Below are 19,343 nucleotides of genomic sequence, written 5' to 3' on the forward strand. Positions count from 1 at the left end.
GTAATGATGAATTACTAGAGTAGTATGGCTAACACCATATTTTTTTAGGATTAAATGAACTTCCAATTCGACAAAAAGTTTTTAATTTCTGGCCTCATCATGTTTTTGCTTGGGCTTTTGGCGCCGATTTATTCGCCATATGCTATAGCCAAAATTGGCTTGCTACAGGCACATTTGATCGGAGCGGTACAAGCTTTAGTCTTTTTTGCCTTTGCTTGGATGTGGCCTCATTTATCTCTTCCTAAATTTACTAAGGCAATTGCCACTGCTTCTCTCTACATCTCCTTGTGGGCTAATTGGATCGGAACCTTGTTTGTCGGTATTTTTGGGGCCGGTAGAGAGCAATATATAGTTCATCAAGATCTCGTTCCGGGCGCCACAGGATTTTGGAATGTAGCAACCTTGTTGTTAATTAATCTTTCTCAGTTGGCAGTGCTATCAGTAGTGCTGGCTATTATTGGATTTCTGGGTTGGGCATGGACAGCTAAAAGAGAGAAAAGTATCAACTTTATTTCAGGGCTATTGTTTGTAGCACTGGTAATCATGAGCCTTTTCCAAACTTTTAATCCAGAGTTTTCAAACGGATAAAAGATGGTTGTATGAGATGTATTGCAGCGGTAGATTAAAAGATGTAGGCTAGATAGTGAACGATCTATTGATTATTTTTAATAACTTCATATTGCTTGATTACTTATGAAAAACTATTTTTCCGTTTTCTTGGCTAGTATATTTTTAGGAATTCTTTCTACTGCTGTTTTTGCAGACCCACCTGTGTCAGATTTTTATCAATCAGTCTCTAAGCTTGAAATTAATGGCAAGCTGGGTCAAATTATTAAGCAAGAAAGAATTCAGACCTCGGTTAAGGGCGCTCAGGCCTGGAAGATTGCTTATATTTCATCTGATGTTGCTGGGCGCAAGACAATAGTTACTGGATTAATTGTTGCGCCGATAGGTCAGCCGCCGCAAGAGGGTAGGCCGATCTTGGCGTGGGCTCATGGCACAACGGGATCAGCGCAAAACTGTGGTCCTTCACAAATCATTAATCCCGCCTCTCCATTGAATGAATATTTTCTTATGAGTGGAAACTCATGGACGGATTACGGCATTCCAAACGTAGAAGAATTTATTAAAGAAGGCTATGTTGTTGTAGCTACTGACTATCAGGGTCAAGGTGGTGGAGGGAGACATCAATATGCGATCGCTGGAACTAATGGTAGAGATGCCATTAACTCTGCAAGAGCTGCTAGTTCCATGAGAGAAGCGGGTGCCGGTAAGAAGACTATTATTTATGGTTGGTCACAGGGCGGAGGCGCCACTATTGCTGCAGCAAGCATGATCGATTACCAGGCGCAACAGGGTACGGCTGCCGATAATCTTCAGTATCTTGGATTTGTTGGCTTGGCACCAGATGACATAGCAATCGTACTTCCCAAGCCACCAGCCGATGAAGCAAGTGCTAATAAACTCTTAAATGAGTTTACTCAGGCCAATGTCCCTAACGTATTCTTATTTGCCCATTATGTGATGGCTCTTTGGGGTTCTGAAGCAGCGTTTCCGAATCTGAAGTTAACAGATATCTTGACAGATGAAGGCGCTAAGGTAGTCGATCAGTTGGCGGGTAATAAATGTGTCCACGTGATGGCTGATTCTTTTAATTACGCTTATGGCGACCAATATAAATCTTTAATTAAACCTCAACCTCGTAATTCTTTGGCATGGCTCAATGCATTTATCGACGGCAGTGTAAAGCCCGTTAAGCCAGTTGCACCAGTGGTTATTTATTGGGGCACAAAAGATACCGCAGTTCCCCCGATTCAGCATGAGCTCTATCAAAAACAGATGTGCTCTAGAGGTGCTAATGTACAAAGAATTCAGTTGCCAGGAGAGCAAACTCACTTTACGACTCCCGGCGTATCAGCGCCGATGTATCTTTCCTGGGTTAAGGAACGTGTTGCTGGTAAACCATTGGCAAATGGGTGTCCACAAAACTAGACGAGAGTTAGTGTTACTAGTTTCAGGGCATCAAGAAATTCTAAAACCACCTTCGGGCGGTTTTTTTAGCTTTAATGCTATGCGCCAGTATCGGCAACTAAACCTGCAGCAACTACACCGGCTACCGCACAAATTTCATCATTATCGGAAGTGTCCCCGCTAACTCCAACGGAGCCAATGATTTCATTTTGGGCATCTTTAATTAGTACACCACCGGCAACAGGCACCATTCGACCATTAGAAATAGCATTCAAGGCGGTAAAAAAAGCGGGTGCTTGTTCAGCACGTTTCGCTAAGTCTCTACCACCAAAACCCATACCCAAGACACCCCATGCTTTGCCAAAAGCGATTTCTGGCCTCAGCAGGCTTGCCCCATCGGAACGTTTAATGACTTTAATATGGCCACCAGCATCAAGAACTGCCACAGTTTGTGGCTGAAAGTCTAAGGATTCGGCTTTTTCGAGTGCTTTGTCTGCAATAAGATTGGCTTGAGCTAAAGAGAGGAGTGTCATGATGCAATATCCTTGGTTTTATAGGAATACCAGCTAATGCCATTGAATTATGAGTAAAAATATCACAAATGGGTTAATTAAATGGGATGATAGGGGCGTATAAATATAGGCCGAGGCCCGTACTCCTATTCTGTAGACATGACTCACAATAATGAACAATTCATCAATAAGCACATAGGATAGAAGTAGAGTGAATAGCATTCAAAAAGAAGATTTAGCCGATTCTCCATACGATATTTTCAGGGTACTGTTGGTTGCTGTTTTTGCCGGGATCTTGGTTGGTATTGTCGGCGGTGCATTTAGGACCTCCCTTAACTTCCTAGCTATTCAGTTTCATGCATTCATTGTTTATCTGCACGCGGTGGATAGCGGGTGGCTCATTCCCGGCTTTCTGGTTACCGCGCTGATTACGAGTGTTTGCGTTGGAATCTCTCGGATGTTAGTCAAGTTAGAGCCCACCACGATTGGTAGTGGTATTCAGCATGTAGAGGCGGTTATGCATGGGGATGCGAAGCCAAGTAAGTTCAGGGCTTTACCAATTAAATTCTTTGGCGGTCTGTTATCCATCGGATCTGGAATGGCTTTGGGTAGAGAGGGTCCTACTGTACAAATGGCGGCTGTCATTGGCTCTCAGTGTGGAAAATTATTTCGTCTTAAAGCGGTTGAGCAATCGCTCTTGTATACCGCAGTAGCAGGCGCAGGGCTATCGATTGCTTTTAATGCGCCTCTATCAGGTATTGCATTCTCATTTGAGGAGATATCAAAAAAGATCGACATCAAAAGATTGATTGTTTCCTTCGCTGCCGTGACTTCCGGCATGTTGGTCTTTCGGAACCATTTCGGAAACTCGATTGAATTTTTTGTTGGTGACCTTTTGCCGGATTCTGGTGTAACACTCTGCTTTTATATTGTGTTCTCAGTATTGCTGAGCTTCATAGCAGCAATGTATAGTCGAACCATCATTGGCGCTTTAAATATTGCTGATTCTTTTCGCAGTATTTCTCCGGTTGTTAAAGCATCGATCATCGGCTTCGGTATCGGCTCACTAGCGTATTTTTACCCGAACTTGGTAGGGGGAGGAGATCTACAAGTTCAGTCTCTATTGAGTGGGGATTATTTTTTATTCCCCCTGATTTTGATCATGGCGCTACGATTTTTTCTGGGTCCAATTTGCTATTCCTCTGGAGTGCCTGGAGGAATATTTTCACCCATCCTATTAATGGGTTCAGGTGTTGGTGTCCTTTTCGTGCTGTTGCTAAATCCATTATTAACTTATGCAGGAATCACTCAATTAGATCCTATTTCATTTGCATTGGTTGGTATGGCGGCATTTTTTACGGTTGTTGTCAGAGCACCCCTTACAGGCATTTTGCTGGTGACGGAAATGAGTGGCAAGGTTAGCCTGATGATCCCCTTGTTAATTGCCAGCGTCATCTGTACATTTATTCCCGTATTGTTAAAACAAGAGCCTATTTACGATGCATTAAGAGATAGGGGAACGTGAGTCACCCATAGACTTATTTCTTTTATTTTCCACTTATTGCATTAACACTAAAATTTAATTCATCAAAATTGATCTTGTATAAGAAAGAGCAAAAATGGCAAAAACTGCGGCTGAAGTCATTGTTGAAGTATTTGAGTCTGCTGGAGTAAAGCATTTTTATGGTGTGATTGGCGATACGCTAAACTATGTCAGCGATGCTATTTCTAAAAGCAGTATTGAATGGATACACGTTCGCCATGAAGAGGTCGGTGCCTTTGCGGCGGGAGCTGACTCTTATCTCACTGGCACTTTAGCCGGTTGTGCAGGCTCTTGTGGTCCTGGCAGCTTGCATTTAATTAATGGTGTGTATGAAGCTCACCGAAGTCGCATTCCATTGCTGGTGATTGCGAGCCAAATAGATACGATGTCTCTCGGTACAGATATGCCACAAGAGATTGATTTTCTTAAAGTGTACTCAGACTGCTCCGTATTTTGTGAGCAGTTATATAACGCAGAGCAGGCTCGCCATTTAGCGGTGAGAGCTGTTCAGGCGGCGATTAGTAGACAAGGTCCAGCAGTCATTGTTCTGCCGGTGGATTTGAGTAAAGCGCTTGTGAAGGACGAGATTGCTTATTCCGTGCATATTCCTAATCCAATTCGTCGACCGAATGATGCTGAATTGAAGGAAGCTGCCAAGATTATTTCTGAAGGTAAAAAAATCGGTATCTATGCTGGGGCAGGTTGTAACGGTGCACACGATCTATTGATTGAGGTTGCCAAGAAACTGAAGGCGCCAATTGCACATACTTCACGTGCCAAAGATTTTGTTGAATACGCCAATCCATACAACGTTGGAATGACGGGTTTACTCGGAGTGCATTCAGGCTTTCATATGATGAATGAGTGCGATACACTTCTTTTGCTGGGAGCCGATTTTGCCTGGGGCCAGTTTTATCCAAAGCACGCCAAGATAGTTCAGATCGATCGTGATGGTTCGCGTGTAGGAAAGCGTCATCCAGTTACCTTGGGATTAGAGGGTGATGTCATTCCTTCCTTAGAGGCGCTTTTACCGCTGCTTACTGAGCATTCGAATGATGACTTCTTGAAAGAGTGTCTTGAGGAGCGCAAAAAGACAGAGGCTTCATTGGCGGGGGAAGAGTCCCCTGGAGATGGCTGCGTTATTCACCCTCAATATCTCACTCATCTGATTAATCAATATGCGGACGAAGATGCCATCCTGACCGGTGATGTAGGGTCTGCAATGGTATGGGTACTGCGTCACTTTGATACCAATGGAAAACGTAGAAGCCTGATCAGCTTACGTAATGGCTCTATGGCCAATGCGATGCCTATGGCACTGGGGGCAAAAAAAGCGTTCCCAAATCGCCAAGTTATTAGTTTGTCAGGTGATGGTGGCTTAGCAATGTTGATGGGTGATCTGCTCACCATCGATCAAGAAAATCTACCTATTAAAATCGTGGTGCTTAATAACAGCTCGCTCAACTTTGTTGAGTTAGAAATGAAGACTGAGGGATTGCTCAATAGCTTTACAGATCTGAAGAACCCGAATTTTTCTAAGATAGCAGAGGCTGTTGGTATCAAAGGGTTTGAGGCGACTAAAACAGCTGATCTAGAGCAGACTGTAAAAGAGTTCTTAGCATATCCAGGCGCCGCCTTACTCGATGTTCATACGAATCGCTACGAATTAATTATGCCTCCTGACATTACGGAGAAAAATGTAGCCGGAATGGTGACTTACGGAATGAAGGCCTTAATTAGCGGAAGAATAAAAGATGTGGAAGGGCTTATGGTTGACCCTGTTCATACATTGAAAAAGTTGGTCTAACATTATTTATTGGTGCTTATCCTAGAAGCTTAGGGTGGAGGTGGCGGTCCAAATCTCGGGCCTGGCGGCGGCGGTGCAAATCCTGGCCCGCCAGGTTGCTCGAAGAAGGGGCCCGGAGGAGGAGGGAAGCCTGGGCCTGCTGGGACAACATATACAGGGTCACTTGATGTACATCCTGCCATAGAAATCAGAATCATTAATTGAAATATAAGAATCTTTTTGTTTTTCATGGCTATATTTAAAGTTGTAGGTCTAATTTCAAGTCCATTTATACAACGGCAACATATTAAACCAATCCTTGAAATAGAAAATCTTACGATGTATCTTTTTTTATAGATAAATGCAAATGCATTCAACAGTATTGATTGGTGAATTACAAGAGATTTTATAATTTAAAAGGCTAGCAGCGGGATAACTAAATTAATAGTGGGGTAGCAAAATGAAAATACCTTGTTTTTTATTGGGGCTAGTATTGCAACAGGCTCGGTATTGGCCCAGTCCCCACCTACTGCCACGGGAGTATTGCGAGATGATCCCCATAGACCGGTGGATTCCATCAGCCGGAACCTTGGGGTAACCCCTGAACAATTTAGAGCCTGCTTTAGTAATGTCAATCCAGCTCCTCGGGGATCTTTGCCAGGCTCTGATGAAAAGCATGCCAATAAGGCAGTTTTATTAGGCTGCTTACAAAAAGCTAATCCAGCTATTACAAATGATGGTCTTGATCGGGTAATGGATCGGTATAGACCTGGCGGTAGGGCTGCTCAGTAAGAGTGTATGCAGGGGAGTTAAATACCAGGATGCTTTCTAATATCCTCCACTAAACCTTTAGTGGCATCCGGGTTAGCGGTATTTCCCCAGTTAGATCTGATGTAATTGGTAATTTCCACAATTTCCTGATCATTTAATCTGGAGGCGAATGATGGCATCGGAATATAGCCATTGCGCGCAGTGAATCCGCGAATGATTACCTTAATAATATTGTTTGGCCGAGCGGCTATTACTGCAGGGTTGCCGGCTAGAGGTGGAATAACCCCGGTAATACCTCTGCCAGAAGACTGATGACAGCCGCTGCAGTTATCAATATAAAGTCTGGTGCCAACTAGAGTGTTTGCATCCACTTTTTTTTGATCTTCTGACAAACTTGAATTGGCTGGCAAAGTCTTAAGGTAAGTTCCCATTGCCAATAGATCCGAATCAGTCATTTTTCCTGTGCTGTTATGAACCACCTCCTCCATTGGACCTAAGGCAGTTGTTTTGCTCTCATAGGATCCCGTTTTTAGGAAGCGTGCAATATCTTGAGCTGACCACTTGCCAAGACCTGTTAGCGGATTTGAGGTGATATTTAGGGCGTACCAGCCATCAATCACTGAACCTGTATAAGCCTTCGAATTTTCAATGGCCCCCATTAAATTACGAGGTGAGTGACAAGAGCTGCAGTGGCCTAAGCCTTCGACTAAATAAGCCCCACGATTCCACGCGGCGGATTGAGTAGGATCAGATTTGTATGTCCCCGGTTTGAAAAATAATTCACGCCAAACAATCATGCTGCTTCGAATATTGAAGGGAAAATCTAGATGATTAACCTCAATAGAATTCGAAACTGGTTGAATGGTTCTTAAATAATCGTAAATTTTGTCAGAGTCTTCTCTAGTCACTTTGGTATATGCCCCATATGGCATAAAAGGGTAGAGATCCTGATCCTTTTTGTTTACTCCGTTATGAAGAACACGAAAAAAATCATCTTTGCTGTAAGACCCGATGCCGGTTTCTATATCAGGCGTAATGTTCGGTGTGAGTAAATAGCCAAATTGATTTGCCATTTTGAGGCCACCAGCAAAGGGCTTTCCGCCTGGTGCTGTGTGACAAGAGGTGCAGTCTCCTGCGGTAGCTAGATAAGCGCCATCTTTTACGGCATCATCAGCAAAAGCATAAAAAGGTGCAAAGGCAACGGTTGCACAAAAAAACAGGCTTTTTAATCTGTTTGCCGAAGTGGATAAAGTGCAAAACATGGGGCAGACCTCATATAGGATTAAATACTCTTAGCAGCATATTTATATTTAATATACCCGTTAAGATTGATATATTGGTAATTTCTTAAGACTGGATTATGGAAAACTATACCGCCTCATCCGATCTGATCCTCTTAATAGCACGCTGCTTGGTTTCGCCCATTATGCTGGTCTACGGATTATCTAAATTATTGGACATTAGGGATGATTTTGAAGATAACCCCGCCACACAGCGATTCATGAAGGTATTTGATCATGGCGCAACACCCCCTTTATGGTTTGCTTATGCCAATGCCTTATTTCAATTTGGTATGGGACTAGCTATATTGTTGGGCTTTGAGACACGGATTGCAGCTGCCTTAGTGGCGCTCTGGCTGATTCCAGTAACGTATTTTGGGCATCCTTTTTGGGCGGGAATTGATCCCGCTGTGAATAAAGAAAACTTTATTAAGAATCTGGGGATCATCGCTGCGTATCTCATGCTTTTCTGTTTTGGTGCTGGAAAATATTCATTAGATGCAGTACTTTTTGGTTAAAGAGTATTGCTAATCAAGAAAATAGATTTAATAAAAGGTATGCATCTACTATGAAGTATTTCTTAACCGCCTTACTTACTTTGGCTACAGCATTTATCTCGCTCAAGGCGTATGCAGACCCCAATCTCTTTCAGTGCCAAGTGATCAGCGATGCCTACATAGGGGATAGTGGAACTCTAGACGTATTACGAGATGGCCCAAGAATGGGGCAGAAATTTACGGTAATCAAAAATACTGGAGAGCTGCTTGGGGATGTCATGGATGCCCTCAAAAACCCTAGAGTAGTTTCATTGGGCAGTGGGAAAAATGCTTATAAAGTCATTTGGGAGCAGGAGTCTGCGGATAAGAAGGGAGCCTTTGTCGATTACTTGAGTATCAATGCATCAGCAAAAGGAAAAAAGAAACCATTTGGTTTCTTTTCGGGCAGCTTACTCATGACGGGTTTTTGTGAATAAAACCACCAAAAGACAGTTTTTATTTATGAGTGACTATCGACTCTTTTTCCATCGCTTCCAATGCCTTTTCAATTCTCATCAAATGAATCTCATTTTTTAGCGTAGTTTCATTCAGAATTTTTAATATTTTAGTGAGTGAGTGGATTTGAACTGCAGTCACTACGATAAGAATAATAAATACGAATGTGGATATGAAATCAATCATAAAAGTCCTCGTACACAAATTTGTCGATTAATATGGTTTTATATTAATCGAAAATCATCATTTTTTGCCAAATACAACCATACAAGATCAAGAAATATTCAAGTCATCCTTGGAGATGTGATTATGACTAAAGAAATAAGCTTAAAGCCTGAAATCCCCACATCGGAAGAAGAGGGCAGAAGCAGTGAGAACTCAGAGATTCTTTCGGATAGTGAGCGTAGAGCTAAGTTCGGAGTGAACGGTTCAAGGAGGGCTGCGCTAAGTAAGCGGGAAATGATGGAAAGGTTATCTCAGGAGAGATTTCCCTGGGAAGAATGAGATTACGTCTAGGCTAGTTTTACTTTCAAAGCCTCAAATGAAAAAGCCCTTGAACATTCATTCAGGGGCTTTTCATTTCTAGTGAATCAGGGGTATCAGGTGGAGCCTTACCCCAAAACCAACTCATTGATTACTGTGTAGCAGCAACACAGTTTGGTATCAATAAGACTGCTTTATCAATATTTCCTTTTGGTGCTTCGATGATATGCGGGGTTGCGCAGCTAAAAGTTTTATTAGCATATTGCGGAAGACTTGTTGGAGCAAATTCAATTGCTCTAATAGCGTGAGACACACCCGAAGGTATTTCATCTTTTTTAAGACTATCTACATAGCTTTTAAAAATGCCTGGAGATAATTTGTTTAATTTATTTTGATGCAGAAGATACAACTCTGATCCTGGTCCTGCAGGCATGCGGATAGCAATTTCACCCTTAGTTGATGGAGCGCTGATAGCTCCACAAATATTTTCACCGGCAATAATTAATGGTTGATCCGTTCCTTGGCAGGCCGCAAAAGCCCCAAAGGAAAAAGTTGATAGAAGTGCGCCAATTAAATACTTTTTCATAATCATCCTTATTGGAATTAGTAAGCTAGATTTGTGGGTTTTATTCAGCAACCATACCTATTAAATAAAATATTACGATTTACATTTGTAGTATATTTGGAAAATATTTCTTAAGTAGCTTATTCTATATAGGACTCAGAAATAAGTACTGATGCTCAGGCCTAGATGGTTTAAGTTCTAGGGCAGGGCGGGGCATATTTCTGGTGCACCTTTGATTAATAGCAGCACTTAGCGTAATGTGAGTCCATGCAGAATTTAACATCAATCATTTCAACGGTGACAGCTGCCTTTCTGGGTTCTTTTGTAGAGGTTGTTGAAGCCTTTACGATCGTGCTTGCGGTTGGCATCACGAATACATGGCGCTCTGCTTTTATAGGAACAGCAGCAGGATTACTAGTGTTGGTAGCGCTTGTGCTGGTGTTTGGGCCGCTACTTCAGCTTATTCCGATTGGTATCTTGCAATTTATTGTTGGGGTGCTACTGGGCTTATTTGGAATGCGCTGGCTGCGTAAGGCTATTCTTCGCGCATCAGGTTACATTGCCTTGCATGATGAGAGTAAGACATATGCAGAGGAGGTTAGCGCTCTCAATGCCCAAAAGAGAAGTAAGCGCGCTGATTATCTAGCTGCTATTGCTTCATTTAAAGCAGTTTTACTCGAAGGCATCGAAGTAGTTTTCATTGTTATTGCAGTGGGTACTAGAGAGGGCTTAATGCTCTATGCAGGTATTGGGGCTTTATTAGCTTGCCTGATTGTTTTGCTAGTGGGGCTGGTATTGCATCGCCCCTTAACCCAAATACCAGAGAATTTATTAAAACTTTCAGTGGGCGTGATGCTAACCGCGTTTAGCGCATTTTGGATTGGTGAGGCAATGGGGGTTGAGTGGCCAGGTAGCGATCTCGTCCTACTCCCCCTGATTGCACTAATAGGAGTCTTTACTTTCTTATTGATTCGAATATTAAGCGCTGATCACAAGCATCTAAAGGCATAAAAGATGGAATTTTTACGTACTACTTTAAAAGAACTTCGCGATCTGTTTATAGATGATGGCAATTTGGTATTTTTATTGCTTTCTCTGATTGCAATAATCAGTATCGCCGTCAAATGGTTGGGCCTTCAGCCAATTCTTGGAGGAATTCTTTTGCTCATAGGGTATCTCACTTTACTTACAGAGAGCGTGATGAGGTACAGAAGAAAAAATAGATAGTCACATTCTCTATGGCGACTAATGTGAAGCAGGGGTTGGGCGTCTACATGTAGTGAAATATCGGGCTTTCGCAATGCCCAACAAAAACAGTTCTATTGATCAATCGGTTAGTTGCAGATGCCCTTGTGGAATTTAACTCTGTAAAGCTGCCAGTTCTGATGTCATAAACAAGATGACTTCGGCTTCGATTCTCAGGGCCATCATTTGTAGCATAGCAAACGATCGTCTTAGAGCTCCAATCACAGTTGTAATTTTCTAGCTTCTTATTTTCAAAAATATACTTACGAGTTTCATCAGTCACTATGGAGCTATCTTCGCTTGTGACAACATTGCTGCCGTTGCAGGAGAGCACTAAATCAGCATCTTTTTTGGAGCAGGCAAGCAATACAGTGGCGAGAGTTAAAACTAACAATATTTTCATATTAAATTTAAAGATAATTTCAAATATTATAATAAATTATTAACTCTTCTGCCATTACAAATCCTATCAGATTCTCATAAAAAATAGGCTTTGGAGGGTGTAGTCGGGCGATGGTTCATGCTAGAGGGTATGGCGGTCTCAAGATGTAATACTTTAGCTCTAGAGCCTTTATTCATCAGTTAATACTTTAGTTCTAATGCTACCCATTTTCATATTTTTGTGATCTTTTGTAGATTAATATCCCGCTTGCTAAAAGAAATTAGCTTCAATCTACAATTTATACAAGGAAATAAAGTGAACAAATTCATTACAAATTTAATCATAGCCATTACAGCTTTTTTATTTGGCATTGCAAGTGCATCTGCTTTAAATCAAAATGGTACTCATCTGCATGCAAATGCTGCGTCTAGCGTAGTGTCAGATGCAATGGGTAATGTTTGTGCCAATCAAGACTAATACTTTAGCTCTAGATAGATCAATATCTTGATCAAGATCAATCATATTATCAAGGCCTGATTTTATAAATGAATCTCAGTAGCTATTCAGACTTCCATGACAGTGGTTTGAATATTAACAACCACCCTCCGGGGTGGTTTTTTTATCAACACTTCTAGAAGTGGTAACCAAGGCCAATCAAAATGTCGTAGCCAGTAGCATTTGCTGTTGATGCAATAGTTGAGCCACTATCCGTGATTAAAGAGACTGATTTAGCTCTGTTTACCGCATAATTTCCCTCGCCGAAAAAATAGATAGACGATTCTGGAAGGAATTGCTTATATCCCAACCCGTAAACAGTGCCATTGACTCTATTAGTTTGCTGAGGATAGTTCCCAGCTGAGTTTGCATTAATTGTTGAGCCAGCGTAACCAACCTTAGCGTAGATGAGATGCGTTTTGTCAATGACATACCCAGGAATAAGTGAAAAACTAAATACGTTGGAAACATCATATGTTCCAGTTCCAACTACTGGAGTATTACCAACGGTAGTAACTAGTGTTGAACTCGCAGATTTTGAGTGTCCAGGGTAAAGGGCTGCACCTAATCCGATTACAAAGCTATCTCCAGCTCCAAAGTTATATCCAACCCCAATGTTTCCTGCTGGGCCATTGGCATGGTTGGCAGAGGCAACATTAGGGAAGCTGTATCCAGAAGCAGTGGTTGTGGTTCCATTGGCATTTTTTGGGATGTAGCTCTCATAGCCTACGCCAATTTGTCCATAAGCACCAACCCAAGGGTTTGACTGTGCATCTGCGTATACATTGGCTGAAATAAGTAGAGCCAGTATCGCTGGCATGTAGCTGTATTTGAGTGACTTCATTTCTTACCTATGGTTATTAAGATTGGTTTTTAGTAATAATCTAATTGCTTCAACAATTTCGCTATAGCCGATTGGTTTATAGAGAACCTCAATATTTAATTCTTTGAATAATTGAATATGTTGCGGTGATGTGTCTGCGGTAATGATGATTGCAGGAATATCTACGCTAAAGCTATCCCGTAGTTGCTGAATAATTAAATCGCCAGTGGTAGTCTCCAGGCGGTAATCACTCAAGATGCAATCAATTTGATTGATATTGGCCAGCTGATTCATTAAATCCTGGCTATTCTCTGATAGAGAGAGAACTGAGAATCCATTTTGCGTCAATGCTTGCTTGTACGCATCAAAGATAGTGTGATCATCCTCAAAAACTGCAATCGTTTTAGCCTCTAGTAAAAATTCTTGAGGGTTTACATTTTCATGCAATACTTTTTGTACTGCAGGGGCTTCCTCGTCATTTAAAGACTGGGTTGAGTATGTTGTCTGAATCTTGAAGGTGGTTCCCACCCCCAAGACGGAGCTGATCAAGATATCTGCCCCTGATATTTTGCAAAGCCTCTTCACGATAGATAGGCCCAGCCCAAGACCATCGTGCATATTTCGAGTGCTATCTACTCTAAAAAACTCATCAAATATCTTGTCCTGTAGTGCTGGCTCAATTCCACAGCCAGTATCTTCAATCTTAATATGCAAACAATCATTATTTTTATCAAGTTTGACTAGGATGCTTCCGCTAGCCGTATATTGAATAGCATTAGAGATTAAATTTCCAAGCAATTGTTGCAATAGCAACTTGTCACCGTTGATACCCATGTTCATAAATTCAAACTGGAGAGCCAAGTTTTTATTTGTAGCAATGGGGGTATAGGTATTAGACAAATATCCCACTAGCTCTATCAACTCAAATGGCTTTTTTAAATTATCTGAGGTACCTGCGTCTAATTTGCTTAAATCCAGGAGGGACTTAAACATGGAGTTGAGTGTTTGAATGCTCTTTTTGATTTGTAGAAAGTTAATTCTTTCTTTCTGGTTCAACTTATTAGGTTCAAATAGATCTAGATAGATATTAACTGCATGAAGTGGCTGCCTTAGATCATGGCTAGCAGTTGCAATAAATTTAGATTTTGCTATGTTTGCTGAGATAGCGGTATTACGCTCAAGCTCAAGCGCTTTATTCAGCGTTTGATTTTGAATTTGCAGGCTAACGGTCTTGACCCAGGAATTTGAGAAATAGGAAGCCATCTTGATAGCGTATAAAGAAAATGCAAACTCACCCAATAGAATGGGCCAGGGAAACATGAGGGGCGGAATGAGCGATGCAATGAATTGACCAATAAATATGGGCAGGGCAAAGCATAAGAATGTAGAGCGATTAATTGAGTACCCATATAGCCCAACAAATACGGCGGTGGAGCTCATTAAAAGATAAAGGCATTGCAAGTTAAATGGCAGGGTGGGGGCAACGATGAGCCAGCCCAGACCCCAAGAGGCTGTTACTGAAAAAACACCTACGTTAAGGTTGACAATCTTTTTGTGAATGGGTAGTCGTCGATCTTTATTCTTAACGAAGACCATATATGCCCTAAAAGCAACGCATATAGCCATAACCGATAGCCAGATAAGCAGGTTGAGAATTGCAGCTTCTTGAAATATAAGGGCCCCAGTAAGTATAGGGCCAATGATTGTTCCAGCTGTATTGGTCTTAGAGGCTGTTTCAAGGAACTGGTATTTCTCGCTTAACAGCAGTTCCTCAGGCTGATGTATAGAGTATGTATCCATGCTCTATACCCATCCATTCTCTTTGGCTTTAATAACAGCCTGTGTTCTATTGAACACTTTTATTTTTTTGAAGATTTCGCCCAGATGAACCTTCACTGTCTGTTCACTGATATTTAATGAGTAAGCAATCATCTTATTTGAGTCGCCATTAGAAATGTGAGCAAGTATTTCTTTTTGCCTATCAGTGAGCTGTGTTAACTCAGCCTCATCTGGGTTAAGACCCATGAGATCGCAAAGACTTTGATATATATATGAGGTGTCGCTACTCTTTGGAATGAAGATGCTACAGCCAGCCTCAATGCATTCTTGCTCTAAGGTTTCTTTTTCAAGCCCAGAAATAGCGGCGATTGCAACTACTTCTTCTAGCTTCTTAAATTCTTTAATACCGCAGAGTTGTGTTTCTGAATCTGGTATCAATAGATCCAAGAGGATGATCCACTTGGACTCTTTCCCCTGGACTATTTTTAAGCCCTCTTTAATGGAATTCGCAGAATAGACTTCGTTGCCTGAAGAGAAGAACTTCCGAGTTAAAAACTGGTGCAGGGCGTCCCTATACACCGGGTGGTCGTCAACGATCAGCAAAGACACAGAATGCATGGCGACCTCTAATTTTTCTAATCTATTTTGTTGGTTTTTTGAGTTGGATTAATTATGTCATTCATCACATTTACCTATCTAATACTTTAGTTCTAGTTAAAAAATTGATGGAGATCAACTTTCTGGTTTAAAGCCCTTATTTAAAGCTTCCAGTAGGGGTTTGTCTTAGGTTGTGGGACTAAGGCCATCTCATAATTGATGTCAATTTTGTGACTAGAGCTAAAGTGCTATAGATAAGAAATGGGGATGTTCTTAAGATCAATTCAATTCAATTTTTGGAGGTCTACTATGTCCCTCACTTCATTATGTGGTCGCCATCCACTTGTTACCGTTCTGGTGGCATCCGGTTTTGTTTTTGGCTCAGTAGCAGTAGCTGGCCCCAACATCCAGTTTGGAATGAATCAGCAAGTCCAGACAAACCCAAATAATCCCCATCATCTACCTGCTGATATGGATCCAAAGTCACAGACCCTATCTGATGAGATTAGCGCTATTCAGGTTGAAGTTCACGAAGAGGTGGCTGAAGCGAGCGAGACTATCCATAGTATTGCCTTTCAGGACCACCATGGCTCATCTCAGCAAATTCTTGATTACACCACCGGCACATCAAACTAATACCTTTAAGTAGTTAATGACTCAAAAAATCTCGGAGGAATAATGAAGACTTCTATATATTTGCCAATATTTGAAGCTCTTGCCCACGAGACAAGATTCAGAGTCTTTGGATTTATTTATCGCTCAGGAAAAGTAGGTGTAAGACCGAAAGATGTCATTGAAGAGTTTGGGGTAGATTCCGGTACGCTGGATTTTCATCTTAAAAAACTGATGTCTGTCGGATTGGTTGTATTGAAGACTGGCGGGAGAAGAGGGGTGTACTGTCCCAATGACAACATTCCTCATGAGTTGACTCGACTATTTGATTCAATCCAAGTAAGTCCCGATGCACTAACTGGCGATGTCAATATATCGGCATTATCCCATTTAGGAATGTTCCATTAGGGGTGGCTATTTAATTACAACAACTCAACACCAAAGTGTTTCATGAGTAGGGCGAATAGCCCAAAACAGGCAATCGTGACAACAATGCTTGCACCCACAGTTAGCCAGAATCCAATTCTTGGTAGCAGGTATGGAAATAACAAGAACATAGGCAATGTAGGGATCACGTACCAAAAGGTGTAATAGGCGTGATTTGCTATCTTTTCTTCTGGTTGGTTTTCTACATAAAGCCAAATAAGGGTTAAAAGCGTCATCAGGGGTAATGCTGCAATAAAGCCGCCAAGCCTATCGCTTCTTTTGGCAACCTCAGAAATGAATACCACCATTGCTGCTGTTAATAGGTATTTGGTGATGATCCAAGCCATAGGGACTCTTAAAATCCTTTTTTAGCGCAACTCACCTGGCCTGATTTAATGGCCTTCATAAACATATCGTAGTCCGTTTCATTTTGCTTGGCGTAAATGGTAGCGAAACTGACGAGCGCATCATCCATTGCTTCACCTTTACCGCAATATCCCGCGAGTACAGCGGGATCTCCTGAACGAGAGTGTGCATTTGCTAAAGCCCAGCCAAATAGTTTTGCAAAGTCCGGAAATACTTTTTTATTGATGCCATCACCCCCAATCGAAATGCCGCCCTTCATATCCCGCAATTGGCGGATATAAAAATCAAGCTCGCTTGATTTTCCATAGCCTAGAAACAAATCAGGAGCCCCTTGGATGAGACATTGACCATGAACTACCCTCTCTCCTTCGGAGCCGAACTGAGTTTTTGGAAAGAAAGATGCTAGCACGGACTCTTGGGCCTGTTTGGATTGCAAAAAGAGGGGATCATTAATATCCCGACCTTCAAAATACATTACCCAGCATGAGGTTCCAACGCTACCGACCCCAACTACCTTACGGGCCCAATCAATCCACTTATAGTTCAATAACAAATGCTTGCGATCTGCAGGTAAGGACTGAATATAGCTATTCATACCTTCATCATTGAGTATCGATATATCGTTACCATGTACCGAAAGATCTAGGTGCTCTATGAAGGGAGGGTTATCAATTAAGCGAATACCATCCGGAGTGGTTTCAGTAAGTTTACCTATCAGGCCTAAGCTATTATTTTTGCGTGCTTTATCAAGCAACTTCTTTAAATATTTTTGACTTGGTTCATTTGCATAATTTTTTGCTCTATTTGTCAAAGCCTGTTCATCTATATAAGTGCGCTTAAGATCAATGAAGGGTAAAGCTGAGTATCGATGCAGATAGAGTCGATAAGCCTGCGCTATATTGCGAACAATCATCTCTCCATAAGCTTTGTCTTGACCTAATTGTTGACTAGCAATCATCGCGCTTGCGGTCAGACGTTTTAAATCCCAGTCAAAGTTACCTGGAAGGGTCTCATCAAAATCATTGATTCCAAAAACCAATTGATGTTCGGTCGTAGAAAAGAAGCCAAAATTACTGACATGCATATCACCGCATAATTGAACTGTAATTGGTGGGCTTGGCGTAGTAGCCAAGTCTTTAGCCATAATTGCAGCACCTCCTCGAAAGAAGGCAAATGGATCTACAGCCATTCGGGCATGACGGATGGGTACGTACTCTGGAATGCGTGTTTTTGCTTGGGAAAGCAAGATATCAATGGGGGACTGACGATTGGCCTCGACTGTATATTGCCCAATTGAGGATCTAGGTACTTTTTTTCGTACGGATTTACCCGATTCAAAGCGCTGTTGGGGGCTTGGGTTTCTTTTCAGAAATGATTTATATAGTTCGCTAGGCATGTCTCTATGATGCCATGAGAGGCGGCAAAAGAAAAAGCCATTCGGAGATGGCTGTTGTATTGCTGATGGGGGTGACAGGATTTGGGCTATGACACCCGCTTCATCTCTGTAATGACATAGTCCTTCATTCTCGCACCTTGACCTCGTGCGCAAATAATTTCAGACTCATTGATCTGAGTATATATTTTTTGCATTCTGAGAACGTCCTGGTTTTTCCAAAAATGGGGTAGCCATGAACCAAAGAAAAACCCCAGTTTCTCTAGAGTCAAATAAGCCGTAGCTGCAGCCTTATCGCCAATAGGAAGATCAATATAAATTGAAGCAAGCTGTTGCTTTTCTAATGTATCAATCTCCGATTGAATCATGGATGAAAAGTCACTTCCAATGCTAGTGATTTGAATACATGCATCCAGAGTGGCTAGATCGATATTGCTGGAGAGTTTTGTCTGGCCGCTACCTGAAAATAATTCTGTAGAAATGTGGCGAGCTTGATTGGCGTGACTTGCCAAGGATTTTATATGATTTGCCTGAGATTCTGGGATAAATATATTTGAGGGTTTAGCATTAGCGGATGGTACATAGTAGGTGAGCAAGGACATTCGTGAGTCACTAAAGTTATTCTCACCCTGCATTTTTAAAGTGGCTGGTAAATCGCCTAGCAAAAGTCCAACTTCTACACCACCAGCAGCAATCACAACATCTTGACTGTAGGGATGATTGGTTACGCACTCAGACCAAAAGCCAGGAAGGCTTAAGTTACTTGAAAGATTAACTAATTCAGAGGCAAGCAAATCTGCAATATGATGACCTCGATGGTCAGGATCTACAAATAATTTGCCAAGTTCTGGTGATGAATTCTCTTCACCAGAAAATGTCAGTGCGCCATGCCCTAGAACATTTTGATTGGCATCTTTACAAACGACAGAGTGCATTAATTGATTTAGAACCAATTCCTCTAAAGCGCTTGGGCTATATATCTGCTTAAAAGGGTAGCTTTCCCCATAGCAGCGGCGGACACACTCTATCAGCTTTGGAATATCTTCTATTTGTAAGTAATTAAACTGAAATTGATTTTCTTGATTCATCATTCTTAAGTAGTGTAAAGATAAAAGAAAAGAGTTCCTTAAGAAATCATTATGGCTCGAGCAGGGCGCATTGCCACCTGAGGGAGCCTTTTTCGATTAAGGGCTAATGAATACCAAAAAATGTCTTTGCTTCATCAATAATAGAGTTGTACTCTTGGGGGTTGGGCTTATCAGGACTGCCGCCCTCAAAAAAATGAATAAAGAGCAGCACGATACAGTCATCCTTAAGTCGGC

General features: G+C 41.7%; 22 protein-coding genes. 12 read left to right on the forward strand and 10 right to left on the reverse strand.

Annotation, left to right across the window (positions count from 1 at the left end; translation table 11 throughout):
- Positions 1-54 precede the first annotated feature (54 nt).
- Both PNUC_RS02860 and PNUC_RS02865 read left to right on the forward strand, forming a co-directional pair.
- Entirely contained in the window at positions 55-588 is a 534-nt protein-coding gene (locus PNUC_RS02860; RefSeq protein ID WP_011902394.1) for a hypothetical protein, read from the forward strand.
- A 105-nt stretch (positions 589-693) separates the two neighbouring features.
- Entirely contained in the window at positions 694-1,992 is a 1,299-nt protein-coding gene (locus PNUC_RS02865; protein ID WP_011902395.1) for a lipase family protein, read from the forward strand.
- A 77-nt stretch (positions 1,993-2,069) separates the two neighbouring features.
- On the opposite strand, the gene PNUC_RS02870 is transcribed toward PNUC_RS02865, so the two are convergent.
- Positions 2,070-2,504: a GlcG/HbpS family heme-binding protein gene (locus PNUC_RS02870; protein WP_011902396.1), complete on the reverse strand. Its 435-nt coding sequence runs from the start codon at positions 2,502-2,504 to the stop codon at positions 2,070-2,072.
- Positions 2,505-2,694: 190 nt separating this feature from the next.
- Between PNUC_RS02870 and PNUC_RS02875 the strand changes: the two genes are divergently transcribed.
- The 3 genes from PNUC_RS02875 to PNUC_RS02885 all read left to right on the forward strand — a co-directional run bounded on the left by PNUC_RS02875 (position 2,695) and on the right by PNUC_RS02885 (position 6,604).
- Positions 2,695-4,008: a ClC family H(+)/Cl(-) exchange transporter gene (locus PNUC_RS02875; protein ID WP_011902397.1), complete on the forward strand. Its 1,314-nt coding sequence runs from the start codon at positions 2,695-2,697 to the stop codon at positions 4,006-4,008.
- Positions 4,009-4,102: 94 nt separating this feature from the next.
- Positions 4,103-5,833 (forward strand): ubiquinone-dependent pyruvate dehydrogenase, encoded by a 1,731-nt coding sequence (locus PNUC_RS02880; RefSeq protein ID WP_011902398.1) that lies wholly within the window; start codon positions 4,103-4,105, stop codon positions 5,831-5,833.
- A 489-nt stretch (positions 5,834-6,322) separates the two neighbouring features.
- Entirely contained in the window at positions 6,323-6,604 is a 282-nt protein-coding gene (locus tag PNUC_RS02885) for a hypothetical protein (RefSeq protein WP_143070022.1), read from the forward strand.
- Between the two features lie 17 nt (positions 6,605-6,621).
- Here PNUC_RS02885 and PNUC_RS02890 read toward each other — a convergent pair whose 3' ends face one another.
- Complete coding sequence (locus tag PNUC_RS02890; protein WP_011902400.1) at positions 6,622-7,845, reverse strand: c-type cytochrome; 1,224 nt, start codon at positions 7,843-7,845, stop codon at positions 6,622-6,624.
- A gap of 98 nt (positions 7,846-7,943) precedes the next feature.
- Here PNUC_RS02890 and PNUC_RS02895 point away from each other — a divergent pair, with 98 nt between their 5' ends.
- A complete protein-coding gene (locus PNUC_RS02895; protein WP_011902401.1) occupies positions 7,944-8,381 on the forward strand; it encodes a DoxX family protein in 438 nt (145 codons plus the stop codon).
- Between the two features lie 50 nt (positions 8,382-8,431).
- Entirely contained in the window at positions 8,432-8,836 is a 405-nt protein-coding gene (locus PNUC_RS02900) for a hypothetical protein (RefSeq protein WP_011902402.1), read from the forward strand.
- Between the two features lie 653 nt (positions 8,837-9,489).
- On the opposite strand, the gene PNUC_RS02915 is transcribed toward PNUC_RS02900, so the two are convergent.
- Positions 9,490-9,924 (reverse strand): hypothetical protein, encoded by a 435-nt coding sequence (locus PNUC_RS02915; protein ID WP_011902403.1) that lies wholly within the window; start codon positions 9,922-9,924, stop codon positions 9,490-9,492.
- A 246-nt stretch (positions 9,925-10,170) separates the two neighbouring features.
- On the opposite strand from PNUC_RS02915, the gene PNUC_RS02920 reads away from it, so the two are divergent.
- Positions 10,171-10,914, forward strand: coding sequence for a COG4280 domain-containing protein (locus tag PNUC_RS02920; RefSeq protein ID WP_011902404.1), 744 nt, complete (start codon positions 10,171-10,173; stop codon positions 10,912-10,914).
- Positions 10,915-10,917: 3 nt separating this feature from the next.
- Positions 10,918-11,130: a hypothetical protein gene (locus tag PNUC_RS02925; protein WP_011902405.1), complete on the forward strand. Its 213-nt coding sequence runs from the start codon at positions 10,918-10,920 to the stop codon at positions 11,128-11,130.
- A gap of 43 nt (positions 11,131-11,173) precedes the next feature.
- On the opposite strand, the gene PNUC_RS02930 is transcribed toward PNUC_RS02925, so the two are convergent.
- Positions 11,174-11,551, reverse strand: a complete 378-nt coding sequence (locus PNUC_RS02930; RefSeq protein WP_011902406.1) for a hypothetical protein — start codon at positions 11,549-11,551, stop codon at positions 11,174-11,176.
- A gap of 294 nt (positions 11,552-11,845) precedes the next feature.
- Here PNUC_RS02930 and PNUC_RS11000 point away from each other — a divergent pair, with 294 nt between their 5' ends.
- Complete coding sequence (locus PNUC_RS11000) at positions 11,846-12,007, forward strand: hypothetical protein (protein WP_155763311.1); 162 nt, start codon at positions 11,846-11,848, stop codon at positions 12,005-12,007.
- 154 nt (positions 12,008-12,161) lie between these two features.
- On the opposite strand, the gene PNUC_RS02940 is transcribed toward PNUC_RS11000, so the two are convergent.
- The 3 genes from PNUC_RS02940 to PNUC_RS10820 are packed head-to-tail and all read right to left on the reverse strand — an operon-like array spanning position 12,162 to position 15,245.
- Complete coding sequence (locus PNUC_RS02940) at positions 12,162-12,869, reverse strand: outer membrane beta-barrel protein (RefSeq protein WP_011902407.1); 708 nt, start codon at positions 12,867-12,869, stop codon at positions 12,162-12,164.
- Positions 12,870-12,872: 3 nt separating this feature from the next.
- Positions 12,873-14,648, reverse strand: coding sequence for an ATP-binding protein (locus PNUC_RS02945; protein ID WP_011902408.1), 1,776 nt, complete (start codon positions 14,646-14,648; stop codon positions 12,873-12,875).
- Between the two features lie 3 nt (positions 14,649-14,651).
- Positions 14,652-15,245, reverse strand: coding sequence for a response regulator transcription factor (locus PNUC_RS10820; RefSeq protein ID WP_011902409.1), 594 nt, complete (start codon positions 15,243-15,245; stop codon positions 14,652-14,654).
- Between the two features lie 288 nt (positions 15,246-15,533).
- Here PNUC_RS10820 and PNUC_RS02955 point away from each other — a divergent pair, with 288 nt between their 5' ends.
- Positions 15,534-15,860 carry a hypothetical protein gene (locus PNUC_RS02955; RefSeq protein WP_048812062.1) on the forward strand — a complete coding sequence of 109 codons (327 nt, stop codon included), beginning with the start codon at positions 15,534-15,536 and terminating at the stop codon, positions 15,858-15,860.
- Positions 15,861-15,902: 42 nt separating this feature from the next.
- Positions 15,903-16,244 carry a winged helix-turn-helix domain-containing protein gene (locus tag PNUC_RS02960; RefSeq protein WP_011902411.1) on the forward strand — a complete coding sequence of 114 codons (342 nt, stop codon included), beginning with the start codon at positions 15,903-15,905 and terminating at the stop codon, positions 16,242-16,244.
- A 14-nt stretch (positions 16,245-16,258) separates the two neighbouring features.
- Here PNUC_RS02960 and PNUC_RS02965 read toward each other — a convergent pair whose 3' ends face one another.
- The 3 genes from PNUC_RS02965 to PNUC_RS02975 all read right to left on the reverse strand — a co-directional run bounded on the left by PNUC_RS02965 (position 16,259) and on the right by PNUC_RS02975 (position 19,112).
- The gene (locus tag PNUC_RS02965) at positions 16,259-16,609 is read right to left on the reverse strand and encodes a DUF3147 family protein (RefSeq protein ID WP_011902412.1); all 351 of its coding nucleotides are present in this window, start codon (positions 16,607-16,609) and stop codon (positions 16,259-16,261) included.
- Between the two features lie 8 nt (positions 16,610-16,617).
- Complete coding sequence (locus PNUC_RS02970; RefSeq protein ID WP_011902413.1) at positions 16,618-18,024, reverse strand: DUF2252 domain-containing protein; 1,407 nt, start codon at positions 18,022-18,024, stop codon at positions 16,618-16,620.
- An 86-nt stretch (positions 18,025-18,110) separates the two neighbouring features.
- Positions 18,111-19,112: a GNAT family N-acetyltransferase gene (locus tag PNUC_RS02975; protein WP_011902414.1), complete on the reverse strand. Its 1,002-nt coding sequence runs from the start codon at positions 19,110-19,112 to the stop codon at positions 18,111-18,113.
- Positions 19,113-19,343 lie beyond the last annotated feature (231 nt).

The organism is Polynucleobacter asymbioticus QLW-P1DMWA-1 (genome assembly GCF_000016345.1).
Lineage (GTDB): Bacteria > Pseudomonadota > Gammaproteobacteria > Burkholderiales > Burkholderiaceae > Polynucleobacter > Polynucleobacter asymbioticus.